Here is an 18,464-nt window from a genome sequence, read left to right as displayed (position 1 = left end):
TCCCGTCCGCATCACATATTGGGATAGACGGGCCCTTCGCCGCCCTGCGGGGGCACCCAGTTGATGTTCTGGTTGGGGTCCTTGATGTCGCAGGTCTTGCAGTGCACGCAGTTTTGCGCGTTGATGACGAACACGTCCTTGCCGTCCTTCTCCACCCATTCGTAGACGCCGGCGGGACAGTAGCGGGTGGACGGGCCGGCATAGATGTCGAGCTCGGACGTCTTCTGCAGCTCCGGGTTCTTCACCTGCAGATGGATCGGCTGGTCCTCCTCGTGGTTGGTGTTCGACAGGAACACCGAGGAGAGACGGTCGAAGGTCAGGACGCCGTCCGGCTTCGGATAGTCGATGCGGCTGTGCTTTGCCGCCGGTTCGAGCGACTGCGCATCCGTCTTGCCATGCTTCAGCGTGCCGAAGAACGAGAAGCCGAACAGCGTGTTCGTCCACATGTCGAGCCCGCCAAGCGCCACGCCGATGGCCGTGCCGAACTTCGACCACAGCGGCTTGACGTTGCGCACCTTCCTGAGGTCCGAGCCGATCGCGCTGTCGCGCCAGCCCTGCTCGATCTCGATCGGCTCGTCATTGGCCCGGCCGGCGGCAATCGCATCCGCCAGCTTTTCCGCCGCGAGGATGCCCGAGAGCACCGCATTGTGGCTGCCCTTGATGCGGGGAACGTTGACGAAGCCGGCCGAGCAGCCGATCAGCGCGCCGCCCGGGAAGGACAGCTTCGGCACCGACTGGTAGCCGCCCTCGGTGATGGCGCGCGCGCCGTAGGAAAGCCGCTTGCCGCCCTCGAAAGTGCCGCGGATCGCCGGATGCGTCTTGAAGCGCTGGAACTCCTCGAAGGGGAAGAGATAGGGGTTCTTGTAGTTGAGATGCACCACGAAGCCGACGGCGACCATGCTGTCCTCCAGATGATAGAGGAACGAACCGCCGCCGGTCTTCATGCCGAGCGGCCAGCCGAAGGAGTGCTGCACGAGACCAGGCCTGTGGTTCTCCGGCCTGACCTGCCAGAGTTCCTTGAGGCCGATGCCGAACTTCTGGGGTTCACGATCCTTCTGGAGGTCAAACTTTGAAATCAGCTGCTTGGCGAGCGAGCCGCGCACGCCCTCGGAAATGAGCGTGTACTTGCCGAGAAGGGCCATGCCGCGGGTGTAGTTCGGGCCGGGCTCGCCGGTGCGCTCGATGCCCATGTCGCCGGTGGCGACGCCGATAACGGCGCCCTCGTCATTGTAGAGCACCTCTGTGGCAGCAAAGCCGGGATAGATCTCGACGCCGAGCTCTTCCGCCTTGGTCGCCAGCCAGCGACAGACATTGCCGAGCGAGACGATGTAGTTGCCGTGGTTGTTCATCAGGGGCGGCATGGCAAAGTTCGGCAGGCGCACCGAGCCGGCCGGGCCGAGCAGCAGGAAATGGTCGTCCGTCACCGCGGTCTTGAAGGGATGGTCGGCGTCCTCGCGCCAATCGGGCAGGAGGCGGTCGATGCCGATGGGATCGACGACGGCGCCGGAGAGGATATGCGCGCCGACTTCCGAGCCCTTTTCGAGCACGACGACGGTGAGATCCGGATTGACCTGCTTCAGCCGGATCGCCGCAGACAGACCCGCAGGACCAGCCCCCACGATCACAACGTCGAATTCCATGCTCTCGCGTTCGGGGAGTTCCATTTCTTCGCTCATTCGTCTCTCCACCCCGCAACCCCTCAAAAGCCGCGGCAATTCCCTCGGGTCGGCCTGTCATGACAAATGCCGAAAGCCTTGTCGAGCCGTTCTGCGACAGACTTTCCCTGCATTTGCGCATGACATCATGACAGGGTCGAAAGTTTATTGACTTTCACGTAAACGTCAATCGAATGCTGCCCGTATCATCCGTTGTCCGCTTGATTCCGCCTCTCCGCCGCACTACGCATTCCAGCCGGCCCATCGGCAGAGGAAACGGGAACATGTCCGAGATTATCCGATCGCTCGAACGCGACTTGAACGATTTCGGCGATGATCTCCACCTTGTCGGAAGCGACCGGCTGGCGAACCGGCACCCCGGTGAACATGCCGGCAATTTCGGCGCGGGCGCCATGGCCGAGCCGGCGACGCCCGAGGCCGCGGCCGCCGTGGTGCGCTGGTGCTCCGAAAACGACGTGCCCGTCGTGCCGCAGGGCGGACGCACCGGCCTTGTCGGCGGCGGCATCAGCCGGCCGGGCGAGCTCATCCTTTCCACCGCCCGTCTCAACCGGATCGAGGCGATCGATCCCCTCGCCCGCACCGTCACCGTCGGCGCCGGCGTCACGCTGCAGGCCCTGCAGGAGGCAACCGCCGAAGTCGGCCTCATTCCCGGCATCGACCTTGCCGCCCGCGGCAGCGCCACCATCGGCGGCATGATCGCCACCAATGCCGGCGGCATCCTCGCCTTCCGCAACGGCGTGATGCGCCACCAGGTACTCGGCATCGAGGCGGTGATGCCGGACGGCAGCCTCGTCAGCGACCTGACGCGTGTGCTGAAGGTCAGCGCCGGACCCGACGTCAAGCAGCTTCTCATCGGCTCGGAAGGCGCCTACGGTTTTGTCACACGCGCCGTGCTGAAGCTCGAAAGCTTCAATCCGATGCGCGCCACCGCGCTTGTCGGCGTGCCCGACGCGACGGCCGCCCTCTCGCTGATCGCCCATTTCCGCAGCCAGCCGGCCCTGCAGCTGGAAGGCGCGGAACTGATGTGGCAGCGTTATCTGCGCGACAGCGCTGCGGACAAGGGCTTCGATCTCGGCTGGCTGGAGACCGATACCCCCGCGATCCTCCTGATGGAAGTGTCCGCCGGCAGCGAGGCGGAGGCGCGCGAGGCGCTGGAAGAGGGTCTAGCCGCCCTCTGGGAGGAACACGGGCTGACTAGCGGCATCGTCGCCGCCTCGCTCGACCAGGCCCGCCGTTTCTGGGCACTGCGCGAGGACGGCGACTTCATGTACCGGCATTTCCCGGCCGCCCCCTCCTTCGACGTCTCCGTGCCGCCGGGCGCGCTCGACGGATATGTCGATGGCCTGCGGCAGCGGCTGAGGGCGATCGATCCGGGTTTCGACGCCTATGTCTACGGCCACATTGCGGACGGCAACCTGCATATCTCCGTCATCGGCAACGGCGTAGCGGCCCCGGGCGCGAAAGAGCCGATCGAGGATGCCGTCTATACCGGCGTCGCCGAACTCGGCGGCAGCTTTTCCGCCGAGCACGGGGTGGGAACGGAGAAGCGCCGCGCCTATCTCAGCTATGGCAATGCATCGCGCCGCGCTGTGGCGCAGGCGATCAAGGCCGCCCTCGACCCGAAAAACCTCTTCAATCCGGGCAAGGTGCCCTACCGCACCGACACGCCCCGCGCATAGGACACATCACGATGGATCTCGGAATTGCCGGCAAACGCGCCCTTGTCCTCGCCTCCTCCCGCGGCCTCGGCAAAGGCATTGCCGAAGCGCTCGCCCGCGAGGGCGCGCATGTCCTCCTGTGTGGGCGCAGCGCCGAGACACTGGCGGCCAATTGCGAGGCCATCAATGCGGAAGGCACCGGCCGGGCCGACTGGGTGCAGGCGGATCTCGGCGACGAGGACGTCGTCGAGACGCTTGTGAAGGCGACCCGGGAAAAGCTCGGCGGCGTGGATATTCTCGTCAACAATTCCGGCGGGCCGACGCCCGGCTCCACCGAGGACATGAGCGCGGAAAAGCTGGCGACCTACTTCCAGTCCATGGTGCTGCGGATCATCACCCTGACCAACCAGCTGCTGCCGGTCATGAAGGAGCAGCGCTGGGGCCGCATCCTGACGGTCGCATCCTCCGGCGTCATCGAGCCGATTCCCGGCCTGGCGCTGTCCAACACGCTGCGCCCGGCACTGGCCGGCTGGTCGAAGACGCTGGCAAGCGAGGTCGCCGAGTACGGCGTGACCAGCAACATGCTGCTGCCCGGCAGCATCATGACGGACCGGCTGAAGAGCCTCGACACCGCTGCCGCCGAGCGCAGCGGCAAGAGCGTCGCCGAGGTGCGCGCCGCCTCGGAACGGGCCATCCCGGCCCGGCGCTACGGCGCCGTGGAGGAGTTCGCTGCGACCGCCGCCTTCCTGTGCAGCGCGCCGGCAAGCTACGTTACCGGCAGCCTCATCCGCTGCGACGGCGGGGCGGCGCGGTCGGTCTGAGGCACAGGGGATAGCCCCTCATCCGCCTGCCGGCACCTTCTCCCCGTAAACGGGGAGAAGGAAATATGCCGCGCCAATTTCTCCAACCAACACCCGTTCGTGTGGCAAGTCCCCTCTCCCTGCCTGCGGGGAGAGGGTTAGGGTGAGGGGCAATCATACCTTCCCCCTTGCCTTCCCCGCCCGCCTGTGCGATCTGGCGCGCTCTCCAATTTCCGGGCGCGCCGATGCGCCTTTCGCGCGGGGCTTTCGCTCCGCTTCAACACATTTTTGACGATCGAAGGGGCACGGCGATGGCACGGGCACTCGGGCTTGATTTTGGCACGACGAACACGGTTCTGGCGCTTTCCGAAGACGCCGGGGCGACACAGTCCATGACCTTCACCAGCAGCGTCGGCGTCACCGACACGATGCGCACGGCGCTCTCCTTCATGAAGGATCCGGTCGTCGGCGCGCAGGCGCTGAAGGTGGAGGCCGGACAGGCGGCGATCCGCCAGTTCATCGACAATCCCGGCGACTGCCGTTTCCTGCAGTCGATCAAGACCTTTGCTGCGAGCGCCCTTTTCCAGGGTACTCTGGTCTTTGCCCGCCGCCATGCCTTCGACGACCTGATGGAGGTGTTCCTGCGCCGGCTGAAGGCCTATGCGGGTGATGGGTGGCCGACGGACGTCTCACGCATCATCACCGGCCGGCCGGTGCAGTTCGCCGGTGCAAGCCCCGACCCGGCGCTCGCCCTCGAACGCTACAACGCGGCGCTGACGCGGCTCGGTTTCCCGGAAATCCACTATGTCTACGAGCCGGTTGCGGCGGCCTACTACTTCGCCCAGACGCTGAAGAGCGACGCCACCGTGCTGGTCGCCGATTTCGGCGGCGGCACGACGGACTATTCGCTGATCCGCTTCGAACGGCAGGCCGGCCGGCTGACCGCAAAGCCGATCGGCCATTCGGGTGTCGGCATCGCGGGCGACCATTTCGATTCCCGCATGATCGAGCGCCTCGTCGCGCCGGAAATCGGCAAGGGCAGCTTCTTCAAGAGCTTCGACAAGGTCCTGGAGGTGCCATCGGGCTACTACGCTAACTTCGCCCGCTGGAACCAGCTGTCGATCTTCAAGACGACGCGCGAATTTTCCGACCTCAAGTCGCTGGTCCGTGCCTCGCTCGAGCCGGAAAAGCTCGAGCTCTTCATCGATCTCGTCGAGCACGACGAGGGTTACCCGCTCTACCAGGCGATCTCGGCCACCAAGATGGCGCTGTCGGCGGCAGACGAGGCGGAGTTCCATTTCGCCCCGCTGGGCGCGGCCGGCCGCAAGACGGTCAAGCGCAGTGATTTCGAGGACTGGATCGCGCCGGACCTCGCCCGCATCGAGGGCGCGCTGGACGAGGTGCTGGAGAAGACCGGCACCACGCCTTGCGCCATCGACAAGGTGTTCCTGACCGGCGGCACCTCCTTCGTGCCGGCCGTCCGGCGCATCTTCACCCGTCGCTTCGACGCCGACCGCATCGAGAGCGGCGGCGAATTGCTCTCGATCGCCCACGGCCTCGCGCTGATCGGCGAAAGCGACGACGTCGCGCAATGGGCGGCATGAAGATGGTGGCGGCGCTTTCCTCCGCGAAGCCGCTTCGCTAAGGTGCAGCCATGAACGCCGCGAACGACCTCGACCCCGCACAGCTTCGATCGCTTCTGCATTTCTATGCGGATGCCGGCGTCGAATGGCTGCTGGAGGAGGAGGCCGTCGACCGCATCGCCGAATTCGAGGCGATGCGCGCGGCGCGCGGCGTGCAGGCGCCGCGGGAGACTGCCCCCTCCCCGCAGCAGGCCGCCCGGCCGGCGCCAGCCCGGCAGGAGCCGTCGCGCGCCGCGACCCCTGCGCCCCAGCAGAACATCCTGCCCAATGTCGCGATACCGGACAGCCAGGCGGTTGCGGAAGCCGAGCTTGCGGCAAGCGGCGCCCGCACGCTGGACGAACTGCGCACGGCGATGGAGGCCTTCAACGGCTGCAACCTGAAGACCAGCGCCCGCTGCCTCGTCTTTGCCGAAGGCAATGCAAAGCCCGACGTCATGGTGATCGGCGCCATGCCGAATGCCGACGACGATCGGGACGGCCAGCCCTTTTCCGGCCGGCAGGGCGCGATGCTCGATCGCATGCTCGCCGGCATCGAGCTCGACCGGGCCGGTATCCTCTTGAGCAATGTCGTGCCCTGGCGTCCGCCGGGCAACCGCCCGCCCTCACAGCGCGAAGCCGATATCTGCCGACCCTTCATCGAGCGGCAGATCGCGCTTGCCGAGCCGGGCCACCTGCTGATTCTCGGCAATTTTGCCGCCCGATTCCTGCTGCGCTCCAACGACACGATCCACCAGTTGCGAGGAGAATGGCGGGATATTGCGATTTCCGGCCGCACCATCCCGACTTTTGCGACGCTTCATCCGCAGGATCTGGTAACGGCGCCGGTCAGCAAGCGTCTCGCCTGGCAGGATCTGCTTGCTTTTCGTGCAGGGCTCAAAGGCTGATCGGCAGGACCACTTTCATATTTTTCAATGACTTGCCGTTGGAGGCCTGTGGCTCGTCTGCAGAGGCTGCCGAAAATCTGCCGCAAGCATGAACAAAATGTTTCGCCAGTCATGCGATTTGCACATACCTGCCGGGCAGAATGTCGCATTGCAAAATCGATGCTGCGGCGCAATATATCACCATGGGAGGGACAGGATTTAAGGAATCGACCCATGACCGCCCGCTTTCGGCCCATCCATTCGAGCTTCGAGACGCTCCGCCATTCCGGTCTGCGCACCGGTCGCGGCTTCGGCGGCATCGCTGCCCCGGCCAACGAGCAGCTCACCGCCTCCGGCTTTGCCCGCATCAACCGCCCGGTCCAGCTCTTCGCCGAGTTCATCCAGCGCTAAGCCGATGCAAGGCGCCGACCGACGCCTTCCGATACAGACCCGACCCCAGGAGCACGCCATGGCCGCCCTTCGCAAGCTGATGTCCGATATCGCCGATATCCGCGCCGCCGTGAACGCTGCCCGGGAGTATTCCGTGCTGGCCTCTCTGCCGCGCGATGCCGCGCAGCGCCGCGACCCGCTCAAGGCCTTCCTGCCGAACTGAGCCCGGCCGCGGCTTTGAAGCCGGCCGGCGCTGTGCTATTGTCTTCATCGTGAGGAGGTGAGACGCCTTTTCCTCCGGTGGAGACCGGGCCGAAGCCCGATCCCCGTTTTCTTAGCTGATCGTCAGGGTGAACCGCCAAGTCCTGAACCTGATCGTCAGCGTAAGCCGGAATTTCAAACGTCTCACCTCCTTTCGTTTTGCCGGTCATTCGCCCGGCACGCAACCACAACACAACCTATCCGGGAATTCCTTCCGTTCACCGGGAGCGCTTCGGAAATCGGATTGCTTTACGCCAGCCACTGTCGCAGTGGACAGCGCGCGATCGTCGCAATAGAGCGACACTCCGAAACAGAACATGCCTTCTCCCGGAGCCCCCATGCTGGCGAGCCTCGTCTCCATTCTCAGCCTGATGCTGTCCACCCTCCTGATGATGGTGGCCTTCGGGCTGCAGAGTTATGTCGTGCCGGTGCGGGCGGTGGCAGAAGGCTGGTCGACGCAGACGATCTCGATGATCGCGACGGGCTATACGATCGGTTTCACGCTCTCCTGCATCGTCACGCCGAAATTCGTGCTGCTGGTCGGGCATGTGCGCGTTTTCGTGGCGCTGATCACGCTGCTCGCCATCGGCATCCTGCTCTGCGCGCTCGTCGTCGACTGGCGCGCCTGGATGCTGTTTCGCGCGATGTCCGGTTTTGCCATTTCCGGCAGCTACCTCATCATCGAAAGCTGGCTGAACGAGCGCGTGACCAACGAGAACCGCGGCTCGATCTTCTCCGTCTACCTGATCACCACCATGGTGGGCACGATCGGCGGGCAATATCTCGTACCGCTCGGCGACCCGTCCAATACATCGCTCTTCATTCTCTGCGGCATCATCTTCTCCGTCGCCCTCCTGCCGACGGCCCTCACCTCCTCGCCGCTGCCGGCTCCGCCGACGCAGGCGCGCTTCGATGTCGCCAAACTCTACCGCCGCTCGCCGGTCGCCGTCGTTGGCGCCTTCCTCGCCGGGGCGATGTCCGGCGCCTGGCTCAATCTCGGCGGCGTGTTCACGCAGCGCAGCGGGCTTTCCACGGCGGAAGGCGCGACGCTGCTGGCCTGCGTGCTCCTCGGCAGTGCGCTCTCGCAGATTCCAATCGGCCGCGCCTCCGACCGGATGGACCGCCGCCTCGTCATGGTGGCCTGCGGTATCGTCGGCACGATCTCCTGCCTTGCCATGGCGGCAGTCGCCGGCGGGCCGCCGGTGCTGCTCTATATCGCCGCCGCCTTCGTCGGCTCGGTCATCTTCCCGATCTATGCGCTGAACGTCGCCCATGCCAACGACCGGGCGCAGCCCGACGAATATGTCGAGGTCTCCTCCGGCATGATGATCGTCTACGGCGTCGGCACCATTTCCGGCCCCATCGTGGTCGGCCCCATCATGGACCGGTTCGGGCCGGGTTCGCTCTTCGTCGTGCTGGCCGCCTATTTCGTGCTCTACGGCGCCTATGCCGCCTGGCGCATCAGCCGGCGCGAGGAAAATGACGGCCTCGTGGTCAAGACCGACTATCAGGCAATGGCGGTGCAGCCGCTGGGCGCGGATGTTGCCGCGGCTGCGCTTCAACCGGACATGGCGACCGATGACCGCATCGAGGATACGACGACACCGGAATGGCGGTAGCGCCGGCCCTGCCCGTCCGCACTGCTTGCGGGCACAAAGTCGCTCCGCATGCCTGCTGGCGCCGGCCTACCCCTGAAGGGCCTGGTGGCGCAGGGCCGCCCGACGTTTCAATTCGAGCTGATGCTCGCGCAGGATGACGAAGATGCCCGCGGCGACGACAATGGCCGTTCCGACGAGCATGGTCTCCGTCGGCACCTCGCCGAACACGAAATAGCCGATGATGAGGCCGAGCACGATCGAGATATATTCGAACGGCGCGATGGTGGAGACGTCGGCATACCGATAGCTCGCCGTCAGCAGCAGCTGCGCGATGCCGCCGCAGAAGCCGGCAAGCGCCATCAGGCCGAGCGACGGCCAGCCAAGCTCGATCCAGCCGAAGGGCAGCGTGCCCAGCGAGAAGACCGAGGCGAACAGCGAGAAATAGAGCACGATGGTCGGCGTGCGCTCGGTCTGTACCAGCTTGCGCACCAGCACCATGGCAACGGAGCCGAGCACGGCAAAGGCCAGCATGGCAAGCGCCCCTTTTGCTTCCGACGAGCCGAAACCGCCTTCGCGGAACAGGGTCAGCCGCGGCCAGCTGATGATAGCGACACCGAGAAGCCCCACCAGCACCGCCGTCCAGCGATAGATGCCGACCTTCTCCTTTAGGAAGACCGCGGCGACGACCACGGTGACGAGCGGCAGCGCATAACCGAGCGCGATCGTTTCCGGCAATGGCAGGTGCACGAGGCCGTAGAAGCCGAAGCCCATCGACAGGATGCCGACGAAGCCGCGCTTGAAATGACCGAAGATGTCATTGGTGCGGAAGGCATCGCGCAGCTGGCCCTGCACGGCAAGGAAAACGATGATCGGCACCATCGCGAAAGCGGACCGCAGGAAGGTGATCTGCCCTGCCGGAATTTCTTTGCCCGCCGCCTTGATAAGAGCGGACATGCACAGGAAGATCACCACGGAAATGACCTTGAGCGAAATGCCCCGCATGGGGTTGGGGTACGTCATGTCCATGGAGAACTCTGCACGGCCGGCGGGCCATGGCATCAGGCGTTGAAGAGAGACCGGAGAACCGATTCAGGCTGGTGCCGAGTTTACCCGGATCGGTTGCCGGATGGGATCAATTCTGGTGATGCGTCACGGATAATTTTGATCGGATCCGCGATGGGATAGACTGTGCCGGGAAAGCACAAAATCGCAATTGGGGGTCCCGTGGAAATGAGATGTTAAGCCAATAAGCTTATCAATCCATGGAATTTGGGGGCAGACTGTCCGCGCTTCCCGTAGCGTTGTACGAAAACGATACGGCCCGGACGGCAACGAGCAGGACATATCCATGCGGACAGAGAACGGCCGGATCATTCATCTGGCAGATTATCGCCAGACCGACTTTGTTCTCGAGCGCGTCGATTTGACCTTCGAACTGGATCCGACGGAGACCAAGGTCGAGGCAAGGCTGATCTTCCATCGCCGCGAAGGCGCCGATCCCGCGGCACCACTGGTCCTTGACGGCGACGAGCTGGTGATGACCGGCCTGCTGTTCGACCAGATGGAGCTGGATGCCGCACGCTACGACGCCACGCCCGACAGCCTGACGATCCGCGACCTGCCGGCGACGGAACCCTTCGAAATCACCGTCACCACGATGATCAATCCGGAGGCCAACACCCAGCTGATGGGCCTCTACCGCACGAACGGCGTCTATTGCACCCAGTGCGAGGCCGAAGGCTTCCGCCGCATCACCTATTTCCCCGACCGGCCGGATGTGCTGGCCGTCTATACGGTCAACATCATCGCCGACAAGGCGAGCTGCCCGCTGCTCTTGTCCAACGGCAATTTCCTCGGCGGCGCCGGCTACGGCGAAGGCAAGCATTTCGCCGCCTGGTTCGACCCGCACCCCAAGCCCTCCTATCTCTTCGCGCTGGTCGCCGGCGATCTCGGCGTCATCGAGGACACGTTCACCACGCTGTCCGGCCGCGAGGTGACGCTGAAGATCTATGTCGAGCACGGCAAGGAGCCGCGTGCGGCCTATGCCATGGACGCGCTGAAGCGCTCGATGAAATGGGACGAAGAGGTGTTCGGCCGCGAATACGACCTCGACATCTTCATGATCGTCGCCGTCTCCGACTTCAACATGGGCGCCATGGAGAACAAGGGGCTCAACGTCTTCAACGACAAATACGTGCTCGCCGATCCCGAGATCGCCACCGACCAGGATTATGCGAATATCGAGGCGATCATCGCCCACGAATATTTCCACAACTGGACCGGCAACCGCGTCACCTGCCGCGACTGGTTCCAGCTCTGCCTCAAGGAAGGTCTGACGGTCTACCGCGACCACGAGTTCTCCGCCGACCAGCGCTCGCGCGCCGTCAAGCGAATCGCCGAGGTGCGGCACCTGAAGTCGGAACAGTTCCCGGAGGATGCCGGTCCCCTCGCCCATCCGGTGCGCCCGACGAAATACCGCGAGATCAACAACTTCTACACGACGACCGTCTACGAAAAGGGCTCCGAGGTGACGCGCATGATCGCGACCATCGTCGGGCGCGACGGCTTCAAGAAAGGCATGGATCTCTATTTCGAGCGTCATGACGGCGATGCCGCGACGATCGAGGACTTCGTCAAATGCTTCGAGGAGGCGAACGGCGTCGATCTCACGCAGTTCTCGCTCTGGTATCATCAGGCCGGCACCCCGCTCGTCAGCGTCTCGTCGAGCTACGACCAGGCGAAGGGCGAGTTCACGCTGTCACTGGAGCAGATGATCCCCCCGACGCCCGGCCAGGGCACCAAGGAGCCGATGCACATTCCGCTGCGCTTCGGCCTCCTCTCCGCCGATGGCTCAGAGGCGCTCCCCAGCGCCGTCAGCGGCGCCGAGGTGACCGGTGACGTACTGCACCTGAAGGAACGCCGCCAGACGGTGAGCTTCTCCGGCATCGCCTCACGCCCGGTCGTCTCGCTCAACCGCAGCTTCTCCGCACCGATCAACCTGCATTTCGAGCAGGCCCCCGCCGATCTCGCCCATATCGCACGCCACGACAGCGATCTCTTTGCCCGCTGGCAGGCGTTGAACGACCTTGCGCTGCCGAACCTCGTCGAGGCCGCCCGCAAGGCACGGGCCGGCGAAGCCATCGAAACGAACCCGGTCCTCACCGATACGCTGATCGCCATCGCAGGCGACGCGGCGCTGGAGCCGGCCTTCCGGGCGCAGGCGCTGGCGCTTCCCTCCGAATCCGACATTGCCCGCGAACTCGGCAGCAACAACGATCCGGACGCCATCCGCGCCGGCCGCGAGGCAGTGCTCGCCTTCGTGGCAAACCACGATCCCGCCGTCTTCACGACGCTCTTCGAAAGCCACCGCACCAGCGGCGCCTTCACGCCGGATGCGGCAAGCGCCGGCCAGCGGGCGCTGCGCAATGCCGCACTCGCTTATCTCGCCGTCTCCGACGGCACGCCGGCCCGTGCCGCGGAAGCCTTCGCCGCGGCCGACAACATGACCGACCTCAGCGCCGCGCTCACCGTGCTCGCCCACCGCTTCCCGGACGCGCCGGAGACGACGGCGGCACTCGAAACCTTCCGCGCCCGCTTTGCCGACAATGCCCTCGTCATCGACAAGTGGTTCTCCATCCAGTCCACCATCCCCGGCGACGGTGCACTCGAACGCGTCAAGGCGCTGATGGAAAGCCCGCACTTCAACAAGGCGAACCCGAACCGCGTGCGCGCGCTCGTCGGCACCTTCGCCTTCTCGAACCCGACCGGCTTTAACCGGGCGGACGGCTCGGGCTACCGCTTCCTCGCAGAGCAGATCCTCGAGATCGACCCGAAGAACCCGCAGCTCGCCGCCCGCATCCTTACCTCCATGCGCTCCTGGCGAGCGCTTGAGGACGGCCGCTCGGACCATGCGCGCAACGCGCTGCGTACGATTGCGGCGGGCGAAAAGCTCTCCTCCGACGTTTCGGACATCGTGGAGCGCATGCTGAAGGGTTGAGTAGATAGCGTTTCCTCTCCGGCCGGCGGGCCGGAGGGGACGCGCATCCCGCGAAGCGCCTCTCTGGCCACCGCAACCCCAATTTCCCAACCGTAATAATTGGTTAACAGTCCGTTACCTTTTCCTCTGGACAAGCCGAATCACAATTGATTCATTAGGGCAGATTCGGGCGAGCGGCGCGCCGAATCACGAGAGGGTACAAGGTTTAAGACTATGACGGACGCGCAACGAGGACGCGCAGCCGGCGGGTGGACTCACCTCAAATTTCCGGGAATGGCGGCCTGGGAAGATGAGTTGACGGGACAGGCGAAGATTTTCGCCGGGCCTGCCGCACGGCATTTGACACGGGCCGAGCCCGTGCTGAAGCGGTCGATACCGATCCTGATTATCGCCTTCCTGTTCGTGGTGGCCATCTCGCGTATGGCCGGCATCCTGGTCGAGCACGACCGGATGGAAACCAGCGTCAAGGACACGACCTCGCTGACGGCGATGGCCGTCGAGGCGGCGTTTTCCGGTCCGATGGCGGAAAGCCTTGCAAAGTCCGACCGCATGGCGGTCGAGGCGGCACTGTCCCTGCATCTGCCGCAGGACCGCATGCAGGCGGGCGGCCTTGTCCTCTTCGTCGCGGAAAAGGGCCAGGTCTTCGGCGCCTCGCTGGGCGCGGCCCGCTATGTCGGCCTGTCGCTGGCGCGCTTTGCGCCGGAGCTCGCGGCAACCCAGTATTTCGGCGATCCGGCCGGCGTCTTCCGCGCCCGCATCGGCGATGAGGACTATTACGCCTCGCTCGTGCAGATGCCCAAGAAGGGCGGCTTCATCATCGTCGCCAATCCGCTCGGGCAGCTCGCGACGTTCTGGCGCGACGAGGTGGCGTTGAACGTCACGCTCTTCGCCGGCATTTCGGCGATCCTGCTCGTCATCCTCTATGCCTACTACATCCAGGCAAAGCGCGCGCGCGATGCGGATGCGATCTTCGCGGAATCGAACCTGCGCGTCGAGACGGCGCTCGCCCGCGGTCGCTGCGGCCTCTGGGATTTCGACCTGTCGAGCCGGCGGCTGTTCTGGTCCCGCTCCATGTACGAAATGCTCGGCATGCCGGCGCGGGACAGCGTGCTGTCCTTCGGCGATGCGGCGCGCCTGATGCATCCCGACGACGACGGCATCTACCAGGTGGCGCGCGCTGTGGCGCGCGGCGAGGCCAAGCAGGTGGACCAGGTGTTCCGCATGCGCCACGCCGAAGGCCACTATGTGTGGCTGCGTGCCCGCGCCCAGCTCATCCGCATGGCCTCCGGCCGCATGCACATGATCGGCATCGCCATGGATGTCACCGAGCAGCACCGGCTTGCCCAGCGCTATCAGGAGGCCGACCAGCGGCTTGCCGACGCCATCGAATGCACGTCCGAAGCCTTCGTCCTCTGGGACAAGAGCGACCGGCTCGTCATGTGCAATGCGCACTACCAGCAGGCCTACGGCCTTCCGGACGACGTGCTCGTTCCCGGCACGGAGCGGGCGACGGTGCATGCCGCCGCGGCCCGCCCGGTCATCGAGCGGCGCATCGCTGATGCCGACGGCACGGGTGCCTCGCAGACCAGCGAAGTGCAGCTTGCCGACGAGCGCTGGCTGCAGATCAACGAGCGGCGCACCCGCGACGGCGGCCTCGTCTCGGTCGGCACCGACATCACCATGATGAAGCGCCACCAGGTGCGGCTGCGCGAATCCGAACGCCGCCTGATGGCGACCATCGGCGACCTCTCGGCCTCCCGCGCCAAGCTGGAGCGGCAGAAGGCCGAGCTTTCCGTCGCCAATGCCAATTACCAGGCGGAAAAGGACCGCGCGGAGGCGGCCAACCGGGCGAAGTCCGAATTCCTTGCCAACATGTCGCACGAGCTGCGCACGCCGCTCAACGCCATCCTCGGTTTCTCCGAGATCCTGCAGAACCAGATGTTCGGTCCGCTCGGCTCGGACAAGTACCGCGAGTATTCCCGCGACATCCACGAAAGCGGCAAGCACCTGCTCAACGTCATCAGCGACATTCTCGACATGTCGAAGATCGAGGCCGGCCATATGCGCATCAGCTGCGAGACGGTCGACCTGTCGCCGCTGATCGAGGAGACGCTGCGCCTCACCATGCTGCAGGCGGAGAAGAAGCATATCGAAGTCCAGCAAACCTGCCCCGGCCATCTCCTGACCGTCGCCGACCGCCGCGCGATGAAGCAGATCCTGCTGAACCTCCTGTCGAACGCCATGAAGTTCACCAATGCAGACGGTAAGGTGAAGGTGCGGGCGCGCCGGGTCGACGGGGCCGTCACGCTGACGATCGCCGATACCGGCATCGGCATCCCGAAATCCGCGCTGCAGAAGATCGGCCAGCCTTTCGAGCAGGTGCAGAGCCAGTATGCCAAGAGCAAGGGCGGATCGGGCCTTGGCCTTGCCATCTCCCGCTCGCTCGCCCACCTGCATGGCGGCGCCATGCGCATCTATTCCGTCGAGGGCAAGGGCACGATCATCTCCGTGCGCATCCCCGACCGGGAACGGCTGGCGGCACTGCATCTCGCAGCGGCCTGAGGGTAAGGTCAGGGAGTGGCTACCCCTTGACCGTCGCCTGAAAGATCTTTCGCACCGCCTTGGAGACCCGGCGGATATCCGCCTCCAGCGTGCGCATATCGGGGCAGTCGCCGGCGCGGCAAACGAGGTCGACGAGGCCGGCGGGCGCCTCCTTCGGGTCGAAGCCGCCATCGACGCAGAGACGCACGATCTGGGAGATCTCGGTATAGAGGGTGAGCGCCCGCTGCACCGTGTCGAGGTCGTTGGGGTCCATCATGCTCTGTCCGAGCAGAGCCAGCGCATCGCCGGTCGGCAGCGCCCCTTCCGGCGATGCCGCGCCCCGCACTGGCGCCACGAGCGCGAGGAACTGCGCGATGAACTCGATATCGATCAGCCCCCCGGCGATGAGCTTCAGGTCCCAGATGTCCTTCGGCGGCTTCTCCTGATCGATCAGCGTTCGCATCTCGGCCACATCCTTGGCGACCTTGCCGGTATCGCGCTTGCGGCCGAGCACGGTGCGGAAGATCTCTTCCGCCTGCCGCATCAGGCTCTCGTCGCCGCACAGCACGCGGGCACGGGTCAAAGCCATGTGCTCCCAGGTCCAGGCCTCCTCCGCCTGATACTTTGCGAAGGAGGTGATACGGGTGGCGACCGGCCCCTTGTTGCCGGAAGGGCGCAGCCGCATGTCGACCTCGTAGAGCACGCCTTCGGCGGTCGGCGCGGAGAGGGCCGCGATCAACCGCTGCGTGATGCGGGTGAAATACTTCATGTTGTCGAGCGGCTTGGCACCGTCCGATTCGAAGGCGTCGCTGTCATGGTCGTAAAGCAGGATCAGGTCGATATCCGAGCCTGCCGTCAGCTCGAAACTGCCGAGCTTGCCCATGCCGACCAGCGCGACGCGCCCGCCCGGGAACTTGCCGTGCGCCGTCTCCACTTCCTCCAGCACCGCCTTGAAGGCCGCCTGGACGATGAGATCGGCGACATGGGTGAAGGCGCGGGCGGCCTGCTTTCCCGTGATCGCGCCGGTTAGAAGGCGGATGCCGATAAGGAAGCGCTGCTCGGCGGCGATGATGCGCAGGCGGTCGAGGATTTCCTCGTAGTGCCGTGCGCCGGAGACGAAGCCGTCGATGCGCTCGGAAAGATAGGTGCGGGTCGGCAGTTCGGCGAGAAGCCCCGGATCGAGCATGCCGTCGAAGACATGGGGCTTTGCCGCAATCACCTCGGCAAGCCGCGGCGCCGACGACATGATGTTGACGATGAGGGAGAGCAGTGCCGGGTTGTTGCCGAGCAGCGAGAAGAGCTGGATACCCGCAGGCAGGCCGGAAATGAAATTGTCGAAGCGCAGCAGCGCCTCGTCCGCCCGTTTGCTCTCGCCGAAGACGCGCAGCAGCTCCGGCGTCAGTTCCGTCAGCCGCTCGCGCGCCTCGACGGACTGCGTGGCGCGGTAGCGACCATAGTGCCACGTGCGGATGGTGCGGGAAATATCGGCAGGGCGCTCGAAGCCGAGGCGCTTCAGCGTCTCCAGCGTGTCCGGATCGTCCTTCTGGCCGGTGAAGACGAGGTTGCCGGTCTCCGAGGAGAGTTTTGCCTCCTGCTCGAAGAGCGCCGCATACCGCCGTTCCACGGTCTTCAGCACCTCGACCAGCCGCGCGGAAAACGCCGCCGTATCCGCAAAGCCCAGCATATAGGCGATGCGCTTCAGTTCGGCCTCGGTTTCCGGCAGCACATGGGTCTGCTCGTCACGCACCATCTGGATGCGGTGCTCGACATCGCGAAGGAACCAGTAGGCCTCCGTCAGCTCCGCCGCCGTCGCGTCGTCGATCCAGCTCGCCCTCGCAAGTTCCGCCAGCATCGGTTCGGTGGCGCGCAGGCGCAGCGCCGGAACGCGCCCCCCGGCGATCAACTGCTGGGTCTGCACGAAGAATTCGATCTCGCGAATGCCGCCGCGACCGAGCTTGACGTTGTGGCCCTTCACCGCGATCTCGCCATGCCCCTTGTGTACGTGGATCTGCCGCTTGATCGAATGGATGTCGGCGATCGCCGCATAGTCGAGATACTTGCGGAAGACGAAGGGGGTGAGCTCCTTGAGGAAGGCCTCGCCTGCCTTGAGGTCGCCGGCAATCGGCTTTGCCTTGATGAAGGCGGCGCGCTCCCAGTTCTGCCCCCTGCCTTCGTAGTAGAGCATCGCCGAATCGACAGAAATGGCGAGCGGCGTCGCGCCCGGATCCGGCCGCAGGCGCAGATCCGTGCGGAAGACATAACCGTCCGCCGTGCGCTCCTGCATGATGCGGATCAGGCGGCGAACGAGGCGGGAAAAAGTCTCGACAGCCTCGCTCGGATCGACCGCGATCCCGGCCATCGGATCGAAGAAGACGACGAGGTCGATGTCGGAGGAATAGTTGAGCTCCGCTGCACCCAGCTTGCCCATGCCAAGCACGATGAGGCCCGATCCTTCGCTCGGTCGGGCGGGATCGGGCAGCTTCAGCTTGCCGCTCTCATGCGCCGAGAGCAGAAGGTAGTCGATGGCGGCTGACGTCGTCGCCTCGGCAAGCTCCGTCAGCAGCGCCGTGGTGCGCCGCGCGTCGAAAATGCGGGCAAGATCGGCAAGGGCGGTGAAGAAGGCGACCTCGCGCTTGGCGCGGCGCAGCCGCGTCATCAGCACCGCCTCCGTCACCTCGCCGCCCTCGGCCTGCCAGGCACTGCGGGCGCGGTCGATGGCAGTGCTCACGGCAGGCAGGATCGGCTCTTCGAGCGCGCGGGCGAGCAGGCCGGGATCGATGCGGGCCGTGTCGCGCAGATAGGGCGACAGTGACAGGGTCGCAACGATGAAGTCCTTGAGCGGCCCCTCTTCGCCGAGAAGCCGTGCGATGGCTGCGTGCTCCTTGCCCCAGTCCTTGAGATCGGACAGGACCGACTTGACCTCCGTCTGGCTGAGAGCCCGCACGGGGCTGGCCGAAAGATCGGAAAACCGCGTCGTTTCCGCTGCGCTCATGATGCCTCCTCACCGCATCCGACCGGAAAGGCCGGCGCGAAGAGG

12 protein-coding genes are annotated in these 18,464 nt (G+C 65.2%); 9 read left to right on the top strand and 3 right to left on the bottom strand.

Features of this window, described 5'->3' with window-relative positions; genetic code table 11:
- Positions 1-11: 11 nt before the first annotated feature.
- Positions 12-1,676 (bottom strand): electron transfer flavoprotein-ubiquinone oxidoreductase, encoded by a 1,665-nt coding sequence (locus K0P03_RS05095; protein WP_130514843.1) that lies wholly within the window; start codon positions 1,674-1,676, stop codon positions 12-14.
- Positions 1,677-1,939: 263 nt separating this feature from the next.
- Between K0P03_RS05095 and K0P03_RS05090 the strand changes: the two genes are divergently transcribed.
- From K0P03_RS05090 to K0P03_RS05060, 7 genes are all read left to right on the top strand, one after another.
- The gene (locus K0P03_RS05090) at positions 1,940-3,355 is read left to right on the top strand and encodes an FAD-binding oxidoreductase (protein WP_272789066.1); all 1,416 of its coding nucleotides are present in this window, start codon (positions 1,940-1,942) and stop codon (positions 3,353-3,355) included.
- Between the two features lie 11 nt (positions 3,356-3,366).
- Positions 3,367-4,155: an SDR family oxidoreductase gene (locus K0P03_RS05085; RefSeq protein ID WP_050743572.1), complete on the top strand. Its 789-nt coding sequence runs from the start codon at positions 3,367-3,369 to the stop codon at positions 4,153-4,155.
- A 290-nt stretch (positions 4,156-4,445) separates the two neighbouring features.
- Positions 4,446-5,738 carry an Hsp70 family protein gene (locus K0P03_RS05080; RefSeq protein WP_272789065.1) on the top strand — a complete coding sequence of 431 codons (1,293 nt, stop codon included), beginning with the start codon at positions 4,446-4,448 and terminating at the stop codon, positions 5,736-5,738.
- Between the two features lie 50 nt (positions 5,739-5,788).
- The gene (locus K0P03_RS05075) at positions 5,789-6,661 is read left to right on the top strand and encodes a uracil-DNA glycosylase (protein ID WP_272789064.1); all 873 of its coding nucleotides are present in this window, start codon (positions 5,789-5,791) and stop codon (positions 6,659-6,661) included.
- Between the two features lie 213 nt (positions 6,662-6,874).
- The gene (locus K0P03_RS05070) at positions 6,875-7,051 is read left to right on the top strand and encodes a hypothetical protein (protein WP_023517454.1); all 177 of its coding nucleotides are present in this window, start codon (positions 6,875-6,877) and stop codon (positions 7,049-7,051) included.
- A gap of 58 nt (positions 7,052-7,109) precedes the next feature.
- Positions 7,110-7,253 carry a hypothetical protein gene (locus K0P03_RS05065; RefSeq protein WP_023517455.1) on the top strand — a complete coding sequence of 48 codons (144 nt, stop codon included), beginning with the start codon at positions 7,110-7,112 and terminating at the stop codon, positions 7,251-7,253.
- A gap of 376 nt (positions 7,254-7,629) precedes the next feature.
- On the top strand, positions 7,630-8,910 hold the full coding sequence (locus tag K0P03_RS05060) for an MFS transporter (protein WP_023517157.1): 1,281 nt from the start codon (positions 7,630-7,632) through the stop codon (positions 8,908-8,910).
- Positions 8,911-8,976: 66 nt separating this feature from the next.
- Here K0P03_RS05060 and K0P03_RS05055 read toward each other — a convergent pair whose 3' ends face one another.
- Entirely contained in the window at positions 8,977-9,915 is a 939-nt protein-coding gene (locus tag K0P03_RS05055; protein ID WP_272789063.1) for a DMT family transporter, read from the bottom strand.
- Positions 9,916-10,237: 322 nt separating this feature from the next.
- On the opposite strand from K0P03_RS05055, the gene pepN reads away from it, so the two are divergent.
- Positions 10,238-12,886 carry an aminopeptidase N gene (gene pepN / locus K0P03_RS05050; protein WP_272789062.1) on the top strand — a complete coding sequence of 883 codons (2,649 nt, stop codon included), beginning with the start codon at positions 10,238-10,240 and terminating at the stop codon, positions 12,884-12,886.
- 213 nt (positions 12,887-13,099) lie between these two features.
- Positions 13,100-15,448, top strand: coding sequence for a PAS domain-containing sensor histidine kinase (locus K0P03_RS05045; protein WP_023514085.1), 2,349 nt, complete (start codon positions 13,100-13,102; stop codon positions 15,446-15,448).
- Positions 15,449-15,467: 19 nt separating this feature from the next.
- Here K0P03_RS05045 and K0P03_RS05040 read toward each other — a convergent pair whose 3' ends face one another.
- Positions 15,468-18,419, bottom strand: a complete 2,952-nt coding sequence (locus K0P03_RS05040) for a bifunctional [glutamine synthetase] adenylyltransferase/[glutamine synthetase]-adenylyl-L-tyrosine phosphorylase (RefSeq protein ID WP_050743566.1) — start codon at positions 18,417-18,419, stop codon at positions 15,468-15,470.
- Positions 18,420-18,464: the final 45 nt, after the last annotated feature.

This window comes from Shinella sp. HY16 (genome assembly GCF_028534175.1).
Classification (GTDB): domain Bacteria; phylum Pseudomonadota; class Alphaproteobacteria; order Rhizobiales; family Rhizobiaceae; genus Shinella.
Note: the sequence above shows the minus strand (reverse complement) of the source record. Positions and strands in the feature narration are given on the sequence as shown.

Excerpts from the sequence above, each read along its gene's own strand:
- K0P03_RS05070 (WP_023517454.1), top strand. The coding sequence starts at position 6,875 with ATGACCGCCCGCTTTCGGCCCATCCATTCGAGCTTCGAGACGCTCCGC.
- K0P03_RS05085 (WP_050743572.1), top strand. The coding sequence starts at position 3,367 with ATGGATCTCGGAATTGCCGGCAAACGCGCCCTTGTCCTCGCCTCCTCC.
- K0P03_RS05040 (WP_050743566.1), bottom strand. The coding sequence starts at position 18,419 with ATGAGCGCAGCGGAAACGACGCGGTTTTCCGATCTTTCGGCCAGCCCC.
- K0P03_RS05090 (WP_272789066.1), top strand. The coding sequence starts at position 1,940 with ATGTCCGAGATTATCCGATCGCTCGAACGCGACTTGAACGATTTCGGC.
- pepN (WP_272789062.1), top strand. The coding sequence starts at position 10,238 with ATGCGGACAGAGAACGGCCGGATCATTCATCTGGCAGATTATCGCCAG.
- K0P03_RS05045 (WP_023514085.1), top strand. The coding sequence starts at position 13,100 with ATGACGGACGCGCAACGAGGACGCGCAGCCGGCGGGTGGACTCACCTC.
- K0P03_RS05095 (WP_130514843.1), bottom strand. The coding sequence starts at position 1,676 with ATGAGCGAAGAAATGGAACTCCCCGAACGCGAGAGCATGGAATTCGAC.
- K0P03_RS05065 (WP_023517455.1), top strand. The coding sequence starts at position 7,110 with ATGGCCGCCCTTCGCAAGCTGATGTCCGATATCGCCGATATCCGCGCC.
- K0P03_RS05060 (WP_023517157.1), top strand. The coding sequence starts at position 7,630 with ATGCTGGCGAGCCTCGTCTCCATTCTCAGCCTGATGCTGTCCACCCTC.
- K0P03_RS05080 (WP_272789065.1), top strand. The coding sequence starts at position 4,446 with ATGGCACGGGCACTCGGGCTTGATTTTGGCACGACGAACACGGTTCTG.
- K0P03_RS05075 (WP_272789064.1), top strand. The coding sequence starts at position 5,789 with ATGAACGCCGCGAACGACCTCGACCCCGCACAGCTTCGATCGCTTCTG.
- K0P03_RS05055 (WP_272789063.1), bottom strand. The coding sequence starts at position 9,915 with ATGGACATGACGTACCCCAACCCCATGCGGGGCATTTCGCTCAAGGTC.